At 72.0% G+C, this 18,216-nt stretch carries 13 protein-coding genes and 3 pseudogenes; 6 read left to right on the top strand and 10 right to left on the bottom strand.

Going from position 1 to position 18,216, the window contains the following annotated elements; genetic code table 11:
- Positions 1 to 115: 115 nt before the first annotated feature.
- Both ACWEK3_RS39920 and ACWEK3_RS39925 read right to left on the bottom strand, forming a co-directional pair.
- The gene (locus ACWEK3_RS39920; protein ID WP_453252007.1) at positions 116 to 1,939 is read right to left on the bottom strand and encodes a thiamine pyrophosphate-requiring protein; all 1,824 of its coding nucleotides are present in this window, start codon (positions 1,937 to 1,939) and stop codon (positions 116 to 118) included.
- Between the two features lie 38 nt (positions 1,940 to 1,977).
- Positions 1,978 to 5,058, bottom strand: coding sequence for an FAD-binding and (Fe-S)-binding domain-containing protein (locus ACWEK3_RS39925; RefSeq protein WP_453252008.1), 3,081 nt, complete (start codon positions 5,056 to 5,058; stop codon positions 1,978 to 1,980).
- Positions 5,059 to 5,367: 309 nt separating this feature from the next.
- Between ACWEK3_RS39925 and ACWEK3_RS39930 the strand changes: the two are divergent.
- Positions 5,368 to 5,818, top strand: a pseudogene (locus ACWEK3_RS39930) (hypothetical protein).
- A 15-nt stretch (positions 5,819 to 5,833) separates the two neighbouring features.
- On the opposite strand, the gene ACWEK3_RS39935 reads toward ACWEK3_RS39930, so the two are convergent.
- A complete protein-coding gene (locus ACWEK3_RS39935; protein ID WP_450541388.1) occupies positions 5,834 to 6,010 on the bottom strand; it encodes a hypothetical protein in 177 nt (58 codons plus the stop codon).
- 399 nt (positions 6,011 to 6,409) lie between these two features.
- Between ACWEK3_RS39935 and ACWEK3_RS39940 the strand changes: the two genes are divergently transcribed.
- Positions 6,410 to 6,907 (top strand): inorganic diphosphatase, encoded by a 498-nt coding sequence (locus ACWEK3_RS39940; RefSeq protein WP_450541386.1) that lies wholly within the window; start codon positions 6,410 to 6,412, stop codon positions 6,905 to 6,907.
- A gap of 412 nt (positions 6,908 to 7,319) precedes the next feature.
- On the opposite strand, the gene ACWEK3_RS39945 is transcribed toward ACWEK3_RS39940, so the two are convergent.
- Complete coding sequence (locus ACWEK3_RS39945; protein ID WP_450541384.1) at positions 7,320 to 8,615, bottom strand: MFS transporter; 1,296 nt, start codon at positions 8,613 to 8,615, stop codon at positions 7,320 to 7,322.
- Between the two features lie 188 nt (positions 8,616 to 8,803).
- Here ACWEK3_RS39945 and ACWEK3_RS39950 point away from each other — a divergent pair, with 188 nt between their 5' ends.
- A complete protein-coding gene (locus ACWEK3_RS39950) occupies positions 8,804 to 9,688 on the top strand; it encodes a LysR family transcriptional regulator (RefSeq protein WP_450541383.1) in 885 nt (294 codons plus the stop codon).
- Here ACWEK3_RS39950 and ACWEK3_RS39955 read toward each other — a convergent pair.
- The 4 genes from ACWEK3_RS39955 to ACWEK3_RS39970 form a co-directional block, all read right to left on the bottom strand.
- A complete protein-coding gene (locus ACWEK3_RS39955) occupies positions 9,660 to 10,814 on the bottom strand; it encodes a PP2C family protein-serine/threonine phosphatase (protein ID WP_450541382.1) in 1,155 nt (384 codons plus the stop codon). The two genes, ACWEK3_RS39950 and ACWEK3_RS39955, sit on opposite strands and share 29 nt — an antisense overlap.
- 81 nt (positions 10,815 to 10,895) lie before the next feature.
- A complete protein-coding gene (gene fumC / locus ACWEK3_RS39960; RefSeq protein WP_453252009.1) occupies positions 10,896 to 12,389 on the bottom strand; it encodes a class II fumarate hydratase in 1,494 nt (497 codons plus the stop codon).
- Positions 12,386 to 14,059 carry an NAD-dependent malic enzyme gene (locus tag ACWEK3_RS39965; protein WP_453252010.1) on the bottom strand — a complete coding sequence of 558 codons (1,674 nt, stop codon included), beginning with the start codon at positions 14,057 to 14,059 and terminating at the stop codon, positions 12,386 to 12,388. Before ACWEK3_RS39965 ends, fumC begins: the two co-directional genes overlap by 4 nt.
- A 176-nt stretch (positions 14,060 to 14,235) precedes the next feature.
- On the bottom strand, positions 14,236 to 14,568 hold the full coding sequence (locus tag ACWEK3_RS39970) for an MFS transporter (RefSeq protein ID WP_453252011.1): 333 nt from the start codon (positions 14,566 to 14,568) through the stop codon (positions 14,236 to 14,238).
- A 10-nt stretch (positions 14,569 to 14,578) separates the two neighbouring features.
- Here ACWEK3_RS39970 and ACWEK3_RS39975 point away from each other — a divergent pair.
- Positions 14,579 to 14,761 (top strand): annotated as a pseudogene (locus tag ACWEK3_RS39975) (CGNR zinc finger domain-containing protein); the annotation flags it as partial.
- A 471-nt stretch (positions 14,762 to 15,232) separates the two neighbouring features.
- Here the strand turns inward: ACWEK3_RS39975 and ACWEK3_RS39980 are convergent.
- A pseudogene (locus ACWEK3_RS39980) lies at positions 15,233 to 15,595 on the bottom strand (helix-turn-helix transcriptional regulator); the annotation flags it as partial.
- 229 nt (positions 15,596 to 15,824) lie between these two features.
- Here ACWEK3_RS39980 and ACWEK3_RS39985 point away from each other — a divergent pair.
- The gene (locus ACWEK3_RS39985) at positions 15,825 to 17,117 is read left to right on the top strand and encodes a PP2C family protein-serine/threonine phosphatase (RefSeq protein ID WP_450541374.1); all 1,293 of its coding nucleotides are present in this window, start codon (positions 15,825 to 15,827) and stop codon (positions 17,115 to 17,117) included.
- 104 nt (positions 17,118 to 17,221) lie between these two features.
- Here the strand turns inward: ACWEK3_RS39985 and ACWEK3_RS39990 are convergent, their stop codons facing one another.
- Entirely contained in the window at positions 17,222 to 17,401 is a 180-nt protein-coding gene (locus ACWEK3_RS39990) for a hypothetical protein (protein WP_453252012.1), read from the bottom strand.
- A 366-nt stretch (positions 17,402 to 17,767) separates the two neighbouring features.
- On the opposite strand from ACWEK3_RS39990, the gene ACWEK3_RS39995 reads away from it, so the two are divergent.
- A partial coding sequence (locus tag ACWEK3_RS39995; protein WP_453252013.1) for a hypothetical protein occupies positions 17,768 to 18,216 on the top strand: 449 nt, incomplete at its 3' end.

The raw sequence follows: 18,216 nt of genomic DNA on the forward strand, positions 1-18,216 counted from the left end.
GCTGGCCATCCTGTTCGGCCTGATGGCCTACGCCCAGGTGCGCGAGCGCAGGACCACCGCCTCGGTCCGGTACTCGCGCCGGACCGCGCCGACCGACGGCGTCGGGGGGGTGCTGTCACCGCCCGCCGTGTGTGCGGGGACGGCTCCCGCGGTCACGGTGGCTGGGCAGGAACTCCTGCACCTTGGACTTGAATCCTTGGCGTACCACGGCGGCACGGTCGCTGTCGCCCTTGAGCACGGAGGCCGCGGCGGCCTCGATCTGGTCGAGGGTGGCGTGCGGAGGAATGGGCGGCACGGCCGGATCGGTCACGAAGTCCAGCACGCAGGGCCGGTCCGCCGCGAGAGCGGCCTCCCAGGCGCCCGTCACCTCGCCCGGCTTCTCGATCCGCATGCCTTTCAGGCCGAGCGTGCGGGCGAAGTTGGCGTAGGCGACGTCGGGGATCGACTGCGACGGCAGGAACTGCGGAGCGCCCTCCATGGCGCGCATCTCCCAGGTCACCTGGTTGAGGTCCTGGTTGTTGAGGACGGCGACGACGAGCCGCGGATCGGCCCAGTCCTGCCAGTACTTGGAGATGGTGATCAGTTCGGCCATGCCGTTCATCTGCATCGCCCCGTCGCCCACGAGGGCGATCGCCGGCCGGTCGCCGTGCGCGAACTTCGCACCGATGGCGTACGGCACGCCGGGGCCCATGGTGGCGAGGGTGCCCGAGAGCGAGCCGCGCATGCCACCGCGCAGTTTGAGGTGGCGGGCGTACCAGTTGGCGGCGGAGCCGGAGTCCGCGGCCAGGATGGCGTTGCCGGGGAGCAGGTCGTTCAGTGCGTGGGCGACGTGCTCGGGGTTGACGGGGTCCGCCTCGACCGCGGCGCGCCGCTGCATGACCTCCCACCAGGCCGCGGTGTCCTGCTCGATCTTCTGGCGCCAGCCCTGCTCCTTGGCCACCTTGAGCGAAGGCAGCAACCGGCGCAGCGTCAGGGCGGCGTCACCGACCAGGTTGACCTCGAAGGGGTAGCGCAGGCCGATCATGTGGGGGTCGATGTCGATCTGCACGGCCCGCGCCTGGCCGAAGTCGGGCAGGAACTGTGTGTACGGGAAGCTGGAGCCGACGACCAGGAGGGTGTCGCAGTCCCGCATCATCTCGTACGAGGGGCGGGTGCCCAGCAGTCCGATCGCGCCGGTGACGTAGGGCAGGTCGTCGTCGAGGGCGTCCTTGCCGAGCAGTGCCTTGGCCACGCCGGCGCCGAGGTGGTCGGCGACCCGCATGACCTCCTGCCGTGCGCCGCGGGCGCCCTGGCCGACGAGGATCGCGGGTTTCCTCCCGGCGTTGAGGACCTCCGCGGCCCGGGCGAGATCCTCCTCGGAGGGCACCGGCGCGTAGTGGGGCATGCCCAGGCTGGAGGGCACCATCTTGAAGGCGTGCTCCGGCGGCGAGTAGTCGAGTTCCTGCACGTCGGCGGGGACGATGACGGCCGTCGCCGAACGCCGGGCCATGGCGGTGCGCAGGGCGCGGTCGAGCACGTTGGGCAGTTGCTCAGGGACGGTGACCATCTCGCAGAAGTCGGAGGCGACGTCCTTGTAGAGGCTCAGCAGGTCGACCTCCTGCTGGTAGGAGCCGCCCATGGCGCTGCGGTTGGTCTGGCCGACGACGGCGACCACGGGCACGTGGTCCAGTTTGGCGTCGTACAGGCCGTTGAGCAGGTGGATGGCTCCGGGTCCCGAGGTGGCCGCGCACACGCCGACTTTGCCGGAGAACTTGGCGTAGCCGACGGCTTCGAAGGCGGCCATCTCCTCGTGGCGGGCCTGGATGAACCTCGGCTGGTTGTCGGCCCGGCCCCAGGCGGCGAGCAGGCCGTTGATGCCGTCGCCGGGGTAGGCGAAGACGTGCTCCACCTCCCACTCGCGCAGGCGCTGGAGGAGGTAGTCGGAGACCTTGATGGACATGCGGGGAGCCTTTCCGGTGGAGCGGAGAGGGTGCGGGGCTAGGGGGTGCGGTACAGGCGGCGCACCGCGGCGCGGCCGGCCGCTGTCGCGGCGGTGGCCGCGAGGGCGGCGGCGACGGCTGTGGCCGCCCGGCCGCCGGCCTGTGACGGCTTCGCGGGACGCTGCGCGAGGCGTTCGGGCAGGTGGCCGGGGAGTGGCCCGTCGAGTCCCAGGGCCAGTGCCTCGGCCAGATGCAGGGCCTCGCGGCCGGTGCCGGCCTGTTCGATCTGGGTGCGGCAGCTGAAGCCGTCCGCGAGGAGCAGGCTGGACGGGGGTGCCGCGCGGACGGCCGGAAGGACACCCTGTTCGGCGACGGCCATGGACACCTCGTGGTGGCCGCGTTCGAAACCGAAGTTGCCGGCCAGGCCGCAGCAGCCCTCGTCGAGGACGTCGGCGTCGATGTGGGCGCGGCGCATCAGTTCGCGGTCGGCGTCGTCGTGCAGGATCGCGTGCTGGTGGCAGTGGGTCTGCACCGTCGCCTGCCGGGACAGGGCGGGCGGCCGCCAGTCCTCGGGCGCGTGGCGGACGAGCTGCTCGGCGAAGGTGCGGAACCGGCCGGCGAGGCGCCGCATGTCCTGGTCGTCGGGCAGGAGTTCGGGTCCGTCCGCCCGGAACACCGCCGTGCAGGAGGGTTCGAGGCCGATGACGGGGGTGCCCGCCTCGATCCAGGGGCGCAGGACGTCGAGCGAGTGCCGCAGCACCTTCTCGGCCGTGTGCAGTTGCCCGGTGGAGATCCAGGTCAGTCCGCAGCACACGGGCCGGCCGGGGACGGCGACACGGAATCCGGCGTCCTCCAGGACCCGGACGGCCGACTGGGCGATCGCGGGGTGGAAGTAGGTGCTGAAGGTGTCGGGCCACAGCACCACGGCCCGGGGGTCACCGGGTTCCGGCTCCGCGCCGCCTCGGGCCCGCCACCACTGGAGGAAGGACTCCCGCGCGAACACCGGGGCCTGGCGCGCGCCGTCGACGCCGGCGAGCCGTTTGCCGGCGCGGGACAGGACGGGCGCGTGCAGCGCGGTGTTGGCCAGGGAGGGGGCGAGGCGGGAGAGGCGGGCCCAGAGCGGCAGCCAGCCCATCGAGTAGTGGGCGGCCGGGCGCGGCCTGCCCGCGTAGTGGTGGGCCAGGAACTCCGCCTTGTACGTGGCCATGTCGACGCCCACCGGGCAGTCCGACCGGCAGCCCTTGCAGGCCAGGCAGAGGTCCAGGGCATCACGGACCTCGGTGGAGCGCCAGCCGTCCTGGACGGCGGAGTCCGCGTGGCCGTCGAGCATCTCGAACAGCAGCCGCGCACGGCCCCGAGTGGAGTGCTCCTCCTCCTTGGTGGCCCGGTAGGAAGGGCACATCACGCCGCCTTGGTGGCTGCGGCAGTTGCCGATGCCGACACAGCGCATCACGGCGCGGGTGAAGGAGTGTTCGTCCTCGGGGTAGCCGAAGTGGTGCCCTACGGTGGCGGGCCGCCAGGCGGGGCCCAGCCGCAGTTGTCCGTCGACCGGGTTCGGCTCGGCGACCTTCCCCGGATTCATACGGTTGCCGGGGTCGAAGAGGGCCTTCAACTCGCCGAAGGCGGCGACGAGCCGCTCGCCGAACATTCGGGTCAGCAGTTCGCCGCGCGCCTGTCCGTCCCCGTGCTCTCCGGAGAGGGATCCGCCGTAGGACACCACGAGGTCGGCGGCGCGCTCCAGGAAGCAGCGGAATTCGGCCACGCCCTCGGCGGTCTTCAACGCGAACGGGATACGGGTGTGCACACAGCCCTGCCCGAAGTGGCCGTAGAGCGACGGATGGTCGTAGCCGAACTCGTCGAACAACCCCTTCAGATCGCGCAGATAGTCCCCCAGGCGGTCGGGCGGAACGGCGGAGTCCTCCCAGCCCTCCCAGGTCTCCCGGCCGTCCGGGGGACGGGCCGTCACCCCCAGCCCCGCCTCGCGGGCCTTGAGCATCTCCTGTTCGCGCTCCGGGTCGTCGGAGAAGGCCACGGCCGAGTCCTTCTCACCGCGGCCCACCGCCCGCAGCAGCGCCCGCGCCTGATCGTCCACCGCCTCCTGACTGTCGCCGCCGAACTGCACCAGCAGCCAGCTGTTCCCCTCCGGCAGGGCGCGGAGGGAGTCGAGATAGGCGTGCTCCTCCCGCATCAACTGCGCCATCCGGTCGTCCAGGGCCTCCAGTTGGCCGGGCTCGCTGTGCTCGAGGAGGCGCGGGACGTCGTCGGCGGCGGAGCAGATGTCGTCGTATCCGAGGACCAGCAGCGACTGGAACGGCGGCACGGGCACGAGGTCCAGCTCGGCGCGCAACACGGTCACGAGGGTGCCCTCGCTGCCCACCAGGGCCTTGGCGACGTCGAAGCCCTTCTCCGGCAGCAGGGAGTCCAGGTTGTAGCCGGAGACGCGGCGCGGGATGTCCGGGTAGCCGTGCCGCACGTCCGCGAGGTACTCGGTGACGATGCGGTCGAGACCGGCGTAGATCTCGGCCCCGCGGCCGCCTTCCGCCGCGATCCGCGTCCGCTCGGCCTTCGAGGTGGGCCCCACCCACATCCGTGCGCCGTCGTAGGTGAGGATCTCCAGTCGGCGTACGTTGTCCACGGTCTTGCCGTACGCCTGCGCGGACGCCCCGCAGGAGTTGTTGCCGATCATGCCGCCCAGCGCGCAGTGGGTGTGCGTCGACGGTTTGGGACCGAACTGGAGGCGGTGGCCGGCCAGTTGCCGGTTGAGCTCGTCCAGGACGATCCCCGGCTCGACGACGCAGGTACGGCTGCCGGGGTCGACCGACACCAGTGCGTGGCAGTACTTCGTCCAGTCGACGATCACGGCTGTGTTGGTCGCCTGACCGGCCAGGCTGGTCCCGCCGCCGCGGGACAGGACCGGAGCGCCGAACCGCGCGCACACCTCGACGGCCCGGGCACCGGCCTCGACGTCGCGTGGGACGACGACCCCGATCGGGACCTGGCGGTAGTTGGACCCGTCGGTGGCGTACGCGCCCTTGCTGCCCGCGTCGAAGCGGACCTCGGCGTCGGCCTCGGCGAGCAGGGCTGCCTCCAGGCCGGCCACGTTCAACTCGGCGGGGTGGGGCACAGGTGTGGGAGTCACTGGAGGGCGAGGGGACGTCGGCCGACGAGCCGGCTGCGCGAGGTGCCGGTGACCTTGCCGGTCTCGGTGTCGCTCGTCATCACGCTCTCCTCCCGCCGTCGGAATCCGTGCGGGCCGCCGGTTCCGCCAGTAATCGGTCACGGTTTCGTGGCGCGGTCGCTGGTCGCGGCCGTCCGCCCCTCGGGATGACGAGGCCCGAGTGCCCAAGACAGGCGAGGGTATGCCACCCCCGGCCGCCCGCGGCGGCCTTCCGCGCGCCACCCGCAGCCGTGCGGTTCGCACCCACGGGTGAGGGGAACCCGCCCCGACATGATCGGGAGCATCGTGCGGGGTGGCGCGGCCGGTGCCGCCGGAACGACCGTGCTGAACGCCGTGACCTACGCCGACATGGCGTGGCGGGGAAGACCGGCCGGCGAGGCCCCCGCGCAGGTGGTGGACGAGATCGCGCGGGACCTGGGGCATCCGGTCCCCGGAACGGGAAGCAGCCGGGACAACCGGCTCTCCGGTCTCGGTGCGCTGGCCGGCATCGCCGTGGGCTGCGGTACGGGAGCGGCCGTCGCCCCTGGCCCGCAGTGCGGGTGTCCGGATGCCCTGGTGGTTGGGGGGCGTGGTCACCGGTGCCCTGGCCATGGCCGCCGCGGACCTGCCGCTGGCACGGCTGGGAGCCCGGCGAGCGGACTGGGTGTCGGACGTGGTGCCGCACCTGCTGTACGGACTCGTCACCCACGGCCTGGTGAGCGCCGCGGAACGTCGGCCGTGAGCAGGCCGCCCTGCGTCAGATGAGGATCACGAACAAAATTACGATCACCGCCGCCACCGCGATGTAGAAGATCCAGAAGGACCTGAGCGCACCGGGACTGGCGGGCTCGCCACCGCCACCGCGCGGGCGGTCCTCCTCGAGGTCGGGGTTCTCCGGACGATCCCGGGTGTAGAAGTCGTCGTCTCCTGCCATGAGCCCATCACTCCTTCACCGGAAGACCTTCCGAGTACCCGGCACAAGGGGCAGCGCACCAGGTCATACGGCGCAGTGGCGCCTGCGCTGAGGTGTGCGGCGACGGCGACCTGGTCGCGGTGTCGACGATGCCTGTTCGGCGTACGCTGGATGCCTGCGACGGCGATCCGCCGGGCACCTGCGGAACGCGCCGAGCGCGTCGGTGATGGGGCTCACCGAGACCGCGGCATGATGCCGCTGACGGTCCCTGGTCCAACGGATGTGACCAGGAGGAACGATGCCCACGCCGACCGACCCTCGCTCCCGGCTACGGCCCGGTCCGCCCATGCCCGCCCGGCACGTATGGCCGCACGCCCTGGTGCCGCACGGCGAGACGGCTTCCGCCACCAGGAGGACACCATGGAGTTCGACGTGATCGTGGAGATCCCCCAGGGGTCCCGGAACAAGTACGAGATGGATCACGAACTGCACCGCATCCGGCTGGACCGGCTGCTGTTCACCTCCACCCAGTATCCGGCGGACTACGGCTACATCGACGGCACCCTGGGCCGCGACGGCGACCCGTTGGACGCGCTCGTGCTGACCGGCGAGCCGACGTTCCCCGGCTGCACCATCGAGTGCCGGGCGGTGGGCATGTTCGCCATGAAGGACGAACGCGGCCCCGACGAGAAGATCCTCTGCGTCCCCGCGCATGATCCGCGCTACGCGGACGTGCAGGACATCGACGACATCCCCCTCTTCGACCGGCTGGAGATCACCCACTTCTTCGAGGTGTACAAGGACCTGGAACCCGGCAAGTCCGTCGAGGGCTCCCACTGGGAGGGCCGCGAGCAGGCCTACGCGGAGATCGACGCCTCCCGCACCCGTGCCACCGGCGGGCACGCGCCGGTGCCATGAGCCGCGGCTCATCGCACGGCGTGTTGGTCGCCTCGGAGCCGGGCGGGGCGTAGGTCGTCGGGACGGCGACGATCGGCAGGCCGGTGGTCATCGCGACCGCCTTCGCCTCGGACCACCGGGTCCGGGGCGCCTGTCCAGCAGCGCCCAGCGGCCGGGGGCGCCGGCGGCGCGGATGAGGTCGGTCAGCCGCCGGTCCCAGCCGTCGCACTCGGGGTGCCCCGGCGGAGACGGGATAGTGCACGAGGTGGTGGCCCGGTCCGATCCACAGCGTGTCTGTTGCCGGACCTCGCCCGGCGCAGCGGTCCCCTGCTGCTCGACATCCAGGTCGCCGCCGACCCGGCGTACGGGTAGTCGGGGTGGTCGGCTGCTCCCGGACCGGCCGGGTGGGCCTACGGGCACTGCCCGGCAGGGTTCACCGCCCGTGCCCTGGAGCGGGCTCGCCGGCCGCGGTGGGGCCCTGGCGGCGACCACGTACGGCGACGGCGACGAGCAGCGCGAGGACGACTGCGGTGAACCACGTCGTCGCATCGGACAGGCTCATGGTGCGACTGGCCGCGCCGAGGCCGACGGGCAGCAGCGCGAGACCGAGGTAGGAGGCGAGGAACAGACCGGCGAGGGCTTCGCCGCGCCGGGCCGGCGCCGCCATGTCGGCCACCTGCCCGACGGCGGACTTGAACAGCACGCCCGCGCCGGCCCCGGCGATGATCCCGGCGAGCAGGAACACGGGCAGGCTGGCGAGGCGGATGCCGACCGTGAGGACGGCCATGCCCACGGCCTGGGCGAGCAGCCCGATGTACCAGCGCGCCCGGGCGCCGAACCGGCCGGTGCCCGTCTGTGCCGCCGCCGCGGCTGCGAACACCGCGGACACGACCAGTCCGGCGAGCGCCCGTGACGGGTGGTGCAGGGTCGCGCCGACGAATCCGGGGACCACGGAGGTGAACAGGCCGAACACGGCCATGGAGGTGAACCCGGCCGCCGCGGCGGCGAGGAATCCGGGGTCGCCGAGGGCCGTCCCGGCTCGCTGCGGGCGGTAGGCCGGCCTGACCGCGGGCTTGTCGACGGTCTCGGGCATCAGCGCGATGGCGGCCGCGCCGGTCAGCAGCAGCACGACGAAGACCGCGTACGGCAGCCGGAGCGGCGCGCCCAGATACTGGGCGAGCACTCCCGCGGCGATGGGCCCGAGGCCGAGTCCGCCGATGTTGGCCGCGGTCGACACGATCTCGAACCGCCGTGCCGAGGCGCCGGGCCGGTGGGCGCTGTGCAGTTCCTGAAGATAGGCGGTGGCGGTCGCCGTCAGCATGCCGACGCCGAGACCGGTGACCAGCCGGGCGACGACCAGTAGCGGCAGGTCCGGCGCGGACAGGAACAGGGCGGCGGCGAGAAGTTCCAGTGCCAGGGCCGACACCATGACCTTCTTGCGGCCCAGCCAGTCCGAGACGTGCCCGGCGAGCAGCAGGCTGATCAGCACTCCGACCGCGTAGACGGCGAACACGATGGTGACCGTGAACGTGGAGAACCCGTCATGGGCCTCGTACAGGGGATACAGCGGTGTGGGAACGGTGGAGAACGCCATCGCGGTCACGAACACCGCGGCAACCGTCCAGAACCCCGCGCCGTACCGGAATACGGTGTCCGGACGCTCGGGCCCTTGGGTCTTCGGGGCGGACACGCGGTCCGTACGCGGACCCGTGGCCGACGTCGGCGGCATGAGAGCACTCCCGTCCTCGACTGTCTCGACGGTGGATTCCGGCGGCGGTGGAACAGCCCCGGTCCTTCGTTGGCCTCGTTCACCGCCTTCTGGTGCCAACGAGTCGGCGGATCCCTTTTTTCCCGTTGCGCGGAGATAATCAGAGATGATGGTTATCTGTGTAGGAGATGACCGAGGGAAGGCCGGCCATGGATCTTCGGGAGATGAAGGTCGTCGTCGCGGTCACCGAAGAAGGCGGGTTCAGCGCCGCGGCCCGGCGGCTGCACGTCGCGCAGTCCGCGGTCTCCAGCACGGTCCGCGCCCTGGAGCGCGAACTGGGCGCGGCGCTGTTCCACCGCACCACCCACCGGGTGTCGCTGACCCCGGCGGGGCGCGCGTTCCTGCCGGCCGCCCGCGCCGCCCTGCGCGCTGCCGATGAGGCCAGGGCCGCCGTCGACCTCGCCCAGGGCGAGCTGCACGGGGAGATCACGATCGGTGTGATGCAAGGGCTGCACGGCGGCTTGGCGGCGGCGCTGGCGGACTTCCACCGGGAGCACCCGGGCGTGGTGGTGCGGCTGCGCCAGGCCCCGGCCGCGGACATCCCGCAGGCGCTGCGCGACGGTGCCGTCGACCTGGCCGTGACCGCTCTGGACACCCCGGTGCCGCGTGGTCTTTCGACCCGGCTGCTGTCACGGGAGGAGATGGTCCTGGCGACCGCGCCGGCGCCGGACGGTCTTCCGCCCGAGGGTCCGGTGACCCTGGCCGAGGCCGCCGGGCTGCCGCTGGTGGACTTCTCTCCCGGCTGGGCGGTGCGGCACGAGGTCGACAGGGCCTTCCGGGCGGCGTCCCTGGAACGCACCGTCACGTTCGAGGTGAACGACCTGCTCGCGGCCGCCGATCTCGTCCGGCACGGCCTCGGCATGTGCATCATGCCCCCGTCGCTCGCGGCCCGGTTCCCGGAGCTCCCGGTCCGCCCCTTCGCCGCGCACGCGCCGGCCTGGACCGTCGGAGTCGTCCATCCGCGCGGCGACCTGTCTCCCGCGGTCGCCGCGTTCCTGCGCCACGTCAGACCGCTTCGTGCACCCGATGGGTGAGGTGGAGGCCGGTGTGCGGCGCGGGTGCGCGCCGGATTGCGAGGATGGCGGCGTCGTCGCCGAGAGCCCCGTCGGTGTGGGCGAGAAGATCCTGTTCCACCCGCTGCACCAGTGTCCTGGGTCCGCACTTGGTCCACTGCGCGACCCGTTCCTGCAGCGGGTAGAAGACCCGGCCGCGGTCGCGGGCCTCCACGACGCCGTCGGTGTAGAGGAGCAGGGTGTCACCGGGGTGGAACGAGAAAGCATGCGTGTCGTAAGCGTCCGGCCGGAGTCCCGACATGCCCAGCGGAGGCGCCGGGCGGGTGCTCGTCACGGAGACGACGTGACCCTGCCGGATCAGGAAGGGCGGCGGGTGCCCGCAGTGGACGACCCGGGCCACCGGGCTGTGCTCGGGGATCTCCAACAGCAGCGCCGTGATGAAGTGCTCCTGGGCCTCCCCGTCCGCTTCCGGGAATTCGGTGAGGTAGCGGCAGACGCTGCGGTCCAGGGCCTCCGCGAGGGCGGGCAGCGTGGCGTGGTGGTGCGCGGCCTCCCGGAACGAGCCGAGCAGCGTGGCCGCCTCCCCGATCGCGGCCAGCCCCTTTCCCCGCACATCGCCGACGATCAACCGTGTACGGTCCCCGGTGCGCGTCACCGCGTACAGGTCGCCGCCGATGCACGCCTCCTTCTCGGCCGCCAGGTACGAGGAGGCGATGTGCAGGTCGCCGAGGTGGTCGGGCAGCGGGCGCAGCAGGGCTCTCTGGGCGGCCTCGGACACGGACCGCACCTGGGCCAGCTCCGCGTTGCGCCGGTCCCGGAAGAAGCACACGACCATGCAGAAGACCGAGAGGATCGCGAGCGCGATGAGCTGCGAGATGTGGTTGGTGCTGCTCACTCCTCCTTGGACCACCGCGATGACCACCTGCGCTCCCACCGCCAGCCCCCCGATCAGTCCGGTCAGCAGGTAACCACCGAACGAGGTGGTGATGGCGGGGGCTACGACGAGCAGCGGGCCGAGGTGGACGGATTCCGGCGAGTGGATGTCCCCCAGGGTGATCGCGACGATCAGCACCAGTGGAATCGCCACCAGCGCGTGGCGCGAACGCCGCGGCTGCCGCGGCCGGTCGAGGCGCTGCCGTATGTGCATGGTTCCAATGTGCCCCAGCCACGCGAAACCTGGCCCGGCGATCTCCCGTTCGGCGGGCGGGCCCGAAGCGTGACGGCGCGTTCAGCCGTGGCGCCCGGCCGCGCCGACCATGGCGGCCGGGTCGACGACGCGGTCGAATTCCTCGGCGGTGACGTAGCCGGAGGCCAGTGCGGCCTCGCGCAGGGTGGTGCCCTCGTCGTCGGCTCTGTGGGCGATGGCCGAGGCCTTGTCGTAGCCGATGACCGGTGAGAGCGCGGTGACGAGCATCAGTGACCGGTCGACGTACCTGTCGATCTGGTCTCGGTTGAGCCGCGTGCCCTCGATGCAGTACTGGCGCAGCTTGGTGCACGCGTCGGCGAGGATGGTGGCCGCGTGCAGGAAGTTGTTGATGATGACCGGGCGCATGGCGTTGAGCTCGAAGTTGCCCTGCGAGCCGGCGAAGGCGACGGCGGTGTCCTCGGCCAGCACCTGGATGCAGACCATGACCATCGCCTCGCACTGGGTCGGATTGACCTTGCCCGGCATGATCGAGGAGCCCGGCTCGTTCGCCGGGAGGCTCAGTTCGGCCAGGCCGCAGCGGGGTCCGGAGGCCAGCCAGCGGATATCGTTCGCGATCTTCATCAGCGGCACGGCCAGCGCCCTCAGCCCGGCCGAGGCACCGACCATGGCGTCCAGACCGCCCTGGGCCGCGAACTTGTTCTCGGCGGTGGTGAACGGGAGGCCGGTCGCGGAGGCGATCTCGACGGCGACCCGCTCGCCGAATCCGGGCGGGGCGTTGAGCCCGGTCCCGACCGCGGTGCCGCCCATGGCCAGCTCGTACAGCCCCTCCGCCGATCCGGTGACCCGGCGGGCCGCCTGCTCGAGCTGGTGGGCGTAGCCGGACCACTCCTGTCCGGCGGTGAGCGGCACGGCGTCCTCCAGATGGGTGCGGCCGGTCTTGACCACGTCGTGCCACTGCTCCGCCTTGGCCTCGATCGCCCGCTGGAGTTCCCGCACGCTGGGCAGCAGGCGCCCGCGGACGGCCTTGACCGCGGCGATGTGCATGGCGGTGGGGAAGGTGTCGTTGGAGGACTGCCCCATGTTGACGTGGTCGTTGGGGTGGACGGGTGTCTTGCTGCCCAGTTCGCCGCCGACGAGCTGGATGGCGCGGTTGCTGATCACCTCGTTGGTGTTCATGTTGGACTGCGTCCCGGACCCGGTCTGCCACACGTACAGCGGGAAGTGGTCGTCGAGTTCGCCGGCGATGACCTCGTCCGCCACCTTCTCGATCAGGCCCGCCTTCCAGGCCGGCAGTCGTCCGGCCCGCCCGTTGACGATCGCGGCGGCCTTCTTGACGTGGCCGTAGGCGTGGTAGACGGCCTTGGGCATCCGGTCGTCCCCGATGGAGAAGTGGATCAGCGAACGCTGGGTCTGCGCGCCCCAGTACCGGTCGGCCGGGACGTCGACGGCGCCCATCGAGTCGGTCTCCCGCCGCGTGCCGGTCGCGTGCAGTCCGACGGGCAGATCGCGGATCTTCGGGACGCGGTCGTCCCGGGCATCGCCGTCCGGGGTCGCGCCGGGGCCGGGCGGCGTCATGAATCCGCTCCGCCCGCGTAGACGGGCTGCCACATGGCCTGGCGGACCGCCCGGTCGGGATCGGCGGGTTCGCGGGCGGCGACGCCTTCGCCGACGGCCGCGCGGACCACGGCTGCCGCGGTGAGCGCCGACGACTCGCGCAGGTTCTCCACGGGCGGGAGCAGCGAGGCTCCCGGCGTGGAGACGTCGACCTGGTCGGCCACCGCCTGCGCGGCCGCGAGCAGCATGCCGGCGGTCACGTGCGACGCGCGGGAGACGATCGTGCCCAGACCCAGGCCGGGATACAGCAGCGCGTTGTTGGCCTGGGCGATCCGGTAGGTCACTCCCCCGTGGTCCACGGGCGCGGTGGGGATGCCGACGGCGACCAGGGCCTTGCCGTTGGACCAGGCGATGACGTCGGCGGGCATGGCCTCGATGCGCGAGGTGGGGTTGGAGATCGGGAAGATGATCGGCCGCTCGGTGCCGGCGGCCATGGCCTCGACGACCTCGCGGGTGAACGCCCCGTGCACGGTGGAGGTGCCGAGCAGGATGGTCGGTTCGACCCGGCGCACGGTCTCCACCAGGGAGATCGCGCCGCCGTCACCCGCCCAGCCGACGACCTCCGCAGGATCGCGCGCGTACGGCTGCTGGTAGTCGCGCAGATCGGCCATGTCACGGGTGAGCAGGCCCTGTTTGTCGATCAGCCACACCTGTGCGGTGGCCTGCTCGCGGCTCGCGCCGTCACGGATCATGGCGTCGCGCAACTGGTCGGCGATACCGACACCGGCGGTGCCGGCGCCGAAGACCACGAGCCTCTGCTCACGCATCGGCACACCGCTGACCTTGACGGCCGACAGCGCCGCGGCCAGGGTGATCGCCCCGGTGCCCTGCATGTCGTCGTTGAAGATCCGGTAGGTGCCGCCGTAGGTCTCCAGGATGCGCCGGGCGTTGCTGGGGCCGAAGTCCTCGAAGTGCAGCAGCGCACCGGGGAACATGGACGACGCGATCCGCAGGTACCTCTCGATGAACGCGTCGTAGCCGGCGCCGCGCACCCGGTGGTGCCGGTTGCCCAGGTACAGCGGGTCCTCCAGCAGGGACGCGCGGTCCGTGCCCACGTCCAGCGACACGGGGATGACGCGGCGCGGGTCGATGCCGGCGGCCGCCGTGTACACGGCCAGCTTGCCGACCGAGATCTGGATCCCGCCGACACCCCAGTCGCCGATGCCCAGGATCTCCTCCGCGTCCGTGCACACGATCAGGTCCACGTCCTCGGGCCCGAGCCGAAGCGTGGCGAAGGCCTTCTCGATGTCCTCCGGGCGGTCGACGGACAGGAAGACACCCCGGGGGCGGCGGTACTCGTGGGAGTACTTCTCGATCGCCTCGCCGACCGTGGGGTCGTACACGATGGGCAACAGATCCACCAGGTGATCGGTGAGCACCCGGTAGTACAGGGTCTCGTTGCGGTCGTGGAGCTGTTCGAGGAACACGTTCTTGGCCAGGTCGCCGCCCTGGGCCTGCAACTGGTCGTAGGCGCGCCGCGACTGCTGCTCGAGTGTCAGCACGCCCGACGGCAGCCGCCCGGTCAGGCCCAGCTCGTCCCGCTCCGCCTCGGTGAACGCCACTCCGTGGTTCAGCAGCGGATCCGCCAGGGCGCTCGGAGGGGCGGAGGTCCGCACGGTGCTCTTGGTCATGATGCTTTCCCCATGTGCGTAACGATGCGCGCGCGAGGCGACCCCGCACCAGGACAGTCGCCCGCCGCTTACCTCCACCGTGCGCACACGGCTCCCACCGGCGCTCGTCGATCTTGAGCGGGTCTCCCCGGCGGATGCCCGTTGGGCATGCCAAGTCGGGTGCACAGCGGGCGAGTTCACGCGCCGGCCGGGCTCGGAGTCCGCTCGTTCTCCTGCTCCTCGGCGGCGGGGATCCTCTTCGCCGTCACCGTCCGGGGGATCGCCAGGGCGCACAGTGCGCCGACTAGCACCACGGCGACGCCGATCCAGATCGCCGGGCGCATGCCGTCGACGAAGTCCTGGGGGCCGCGGGGGCTGCCGTAGTGGACGAAGACGCCGCTCAGTACGGCGGTGCCGAGGGCGCCCCCGATCTCGCGGACGGTGTTGTTGGCGCCGGAGGCCTTGCCCCGATGGTGCGCGTCCACGGAACCGAGTACGACCGCCGTGGTCGGCGCGAAGACCAGGCCCATCCCCGTGCCGGCGATGATCCTCTGGGACCGTCAGCGCCCGCCCGGCAGGGTCTGCTCCTCCCCCAGCTGCCGGAACGTCTTCATCACCCAGGGCAGCGGCCCCGAACGCCGCTACTGCTCCCGGCGGTGCGCGACCCGCGAACGGGTCGCGGCCCACCGACGCTCCCGCTCCATGAAGCGGCCGGGCGACTGAGGGGGGCCTGCCGTGGCGCGTCCGTCGCCGGGACCGTCGTGAACGGCAGCACGAGCCGGGAGGAGCGCGCGGTGTCGCGGTGGACCTTGTGGGTGACGGGGCGGCCCACCGGCAGGTGGAAGGTGTCCGGCGGCAGCAGCGCGTCGTGCGCGTCGGCCATGGTTGCCGGCCACATGTGCGCGGCTGGGTGCCGACCGGTTCCGCCCTGGTCAGCGGCCTGATGGCGAGGAATCCGGCGGGTGTGCGGCGGCCGCGGGGCCGCTTCGGGGGAGGCTGCGGGGCAACTGGTCCGGAGGGATGATAGGTGGTGTCGCGCCGGGACGAGCCGGACCAGCACGAGAGCCCCCGCCGCGGTGGGCGGAAGGAGTGGTGGCATGAGTGTGGCCGAATCCGCCCGGGCCGGCTTCGGACCCGTCGGGGGCTTTCCCTCACTTCCGGGCGCGCGGCCGTCTCGGCTGTCGTAGTCCATCGTCAGGCAGGAGCTCGGGAGCCCGCGCCCTGCCGCCGGTAGGCGCCCGGACTGACGCCGAACTCGCGCTTGAAGGCACGGTTGAAGGCGAACTCGGAGCGGTACCCCACTCGTTCGGCGACGGTCTGGAGCGGCGCGTCGTCGTCGCCGCGGAGGATCCGTTCGGCCGTGGTCATCCGCCACCAGGTCAGGTACGTCATCGGCGGGCGCCCGACGAGTTCGGTGAAGCGCCGGGAGAACGCGGCCCGGGACATGCCGGCCCGCCGGCTCAGCCGCTCGACGGTCCAGGCCGTCGCGGGCTCGGCATGCATGTGCTGGAGCGCGGAACCGACGGCCCGGTCGGCGAGTGCCGCGGCCCAGCCGCCGGAACTGCGCGGGGCGTGGTTTTCCCGGGCAGCCCCTTCGCCGGCCTGAAGTTCCACTTCGAACAGTTCGATGCGGACCAGGTGAAGGTTCTGCGGATCCGGACCTGACATGACAGACCGCGGTGACGACCCCCACCCGGCCCGCTGCACGCCGTGGTGGAGCGCACCGTCAGCGTCATAGGGAGGACAGTCCTGTCGTGGCAGGTTCAGGGCGGGGAAGACGTATGGCATGGGCAAGGGCGAGGACGACAAAGCGCGGCTGGGCCGTCTGACGTTGCTGGCGGACGCCGAAGCGGCGCTGGCCAGCACGCTGGACCTGCTGGACGGACTGCGGCGAGCGTGCCGCGTGCTGACCGGGCGGCTGGGCGACTGGTGCGTGGTCGATCTGCTCGACGAGTGCGGCCGGCTGGAGCGGGCCGTCGTCGTCCACCGCACCCCCGAGGCCCTGATTCCGGGTGGCTACGAAGGACTGCTTCCGCCGGTGCCCGAGGATGCGGGCGGGCCGCTGCCGCGGGTGCTGCGCGGGGCGGGTCCGCTGCTGATCGCCGACATGTGCCCGCCGAGCCGGGCGGTGAACCCGCTGCACGCGCGGCAGCTGGAACTGTTCGAGCAGTTGGGCGCGCACAGCGCCGTCATCACCCCGCTACGGGCGCGGCGGGAGGTCCTCGGCGCCCTGACCGTGTCGCGCACCGACCCCGACCACCCGTTCACCGAGGACGATCTCCCCCTCATCGAGGAACTGGTCCGCGGCCTGGCGGTGCAAGTCGACAACGCGCGGCTGTACCAGCAGACCCAGCGCATCGCCGAGCGGTTCCAGCGCGCCCTGCTGCCCGAGCTGCCGCAGGTCCGCAACCTCCAGATCGCCGCCCGCTACGCCTCCGCGCAGGCCGTCGCGCAGGTCGGCGGTGACTGGTACGACGCCTTCGTGCTGCCGCGGGGAAACACCGCCCTGGTCATCGGCGACGTCACCGGCCACGACCTGCAAGCGGCCATCGACATGAGCGCCCTGCGCAACATGCTGCGCGGTATCGCCGTGGACCGCCAAGAGCCCCCCGGCGACGTCCTGCGCCGCCTGGACATCGCCAGCCACACACTGCAGCACGAGGCGACCGCCACGTGTATCTACGCCCTCGTCAAGGACCCCCCTGAGATGAGCGGCCCCTGGGGGCTACATCACTCCTGCGCCGGGCACCTGCCACCGCTGCTGACCACCGCCGAGGGCGACACCCGCTATCTGGAGACGGGCGCGGGACTGCTGATCGGCCTCGACCCCGGGCACCAGCGCCCGACCGCCATCGACGAGCTGCCGCCGTACTCGACCGTGCTGCTCTACACCGACGGGCTGATCGAGCGCCGCGCCGAATCCCTCGACCGCGGGTTCGCCCGGCTGCGCCAGCACACCGCCGCACTGGCCCGCGAACCCCTGGACGTCTTCTGCGACGAGCTGCTCGGCGGACTGGCCGCCGACTGCACCGACGACGCCGCCCTGCTCGCCCTGCGCCCCGCCCCGGCCCACACCTGACCGAGACGACGCCCCCGCCGGACCGGACCGGCATCCCGGGCGCGCCACACCCAGCGCGGGTACGCCTCGCCGCGCAGGCCGACGCCCGGCCGCAGGCCATCAGTTCAGTCGGCAGAGGCTCCTACGGGACGCTCGGCCCGGACGTCGCGGACGCCGAGACGCAGGTTGTCGTAGAGGGCGTCACCGACGTCCGCGCCGCTCTGCTCCCGCAGGACAAAAGGTGGGCAGGTACGGGAGATGGAGCAGGCCGGCCGGAAGGTGCTGATGGCCGGCGACGGCGTCAACGACGCCGCGACCTGCGCCGGGCACTCCACGAGACAGCGACCGCGCGTGGCGGTGCGTCAGGCGGTCTCGTCGCCCTTGGCCCTTTCGCGCCCCCGTTTCCAGGCGACTCGCTGCCGCACGGGTGAGCGGGCGTCAGAGATCACCTTGAAGGCCTAGTCGATCACCGACCCGCCGGGCATCCAACGAAGATTGACGCGCCGTCAGCAGCCGGAAAACCGGGCGTGCGGGCGCCCTGGGTCCCCCGTTCGGCTCCACAGCACCACCCCCTCCCATTGGCCCGAAATGACAGTCTGTGAGGCTTTTATTACGTTCATTCACATGCCGACTGCCAAAGCCGGCCACTTTGAGACAGGAGCAGAAGCGACATGATCAAGACCCGTTCCAGCGCCGTCACCGCGGCTGTCGCCGCCGCAGCAGCGCTCGTCGCGACCGGCATCACCTACGCCACGGCCGCCCCCGCACCCGAGGCGGCCCCGGCCGTCGTCCAGCAGGCGCCCGCTCCGGCCCAGGCGCCGATGGGCGGCGAGGGTGGACAGGGCGGACAGGGCGGACAGGGCGGACAGGGCAAGGGCAACGAGGGCGGCGGCCGCGGCGGCGAGCAGGGCGAGCGCGGCGAGCAAGGCGAGCGCGGCGAGCAAGGCGAGCGCGGCGAGCAGGGCAAGCGCCGCCACCACGAGATCGGCCGGATCTTCATCAACGAGCGGTCGTTCTCCGCCCACCCCGACGGCTGCATCACCGTGGTGAGCGGTCTGGGCTCCAAGAGCTTCAACATCCGCAACGACAGCAAGCGGACCGTCGAGTTCTTCCGCGGGGC

This window comes from Streptomyces sp. NPDC004721 (assembly GCF_053601495.1).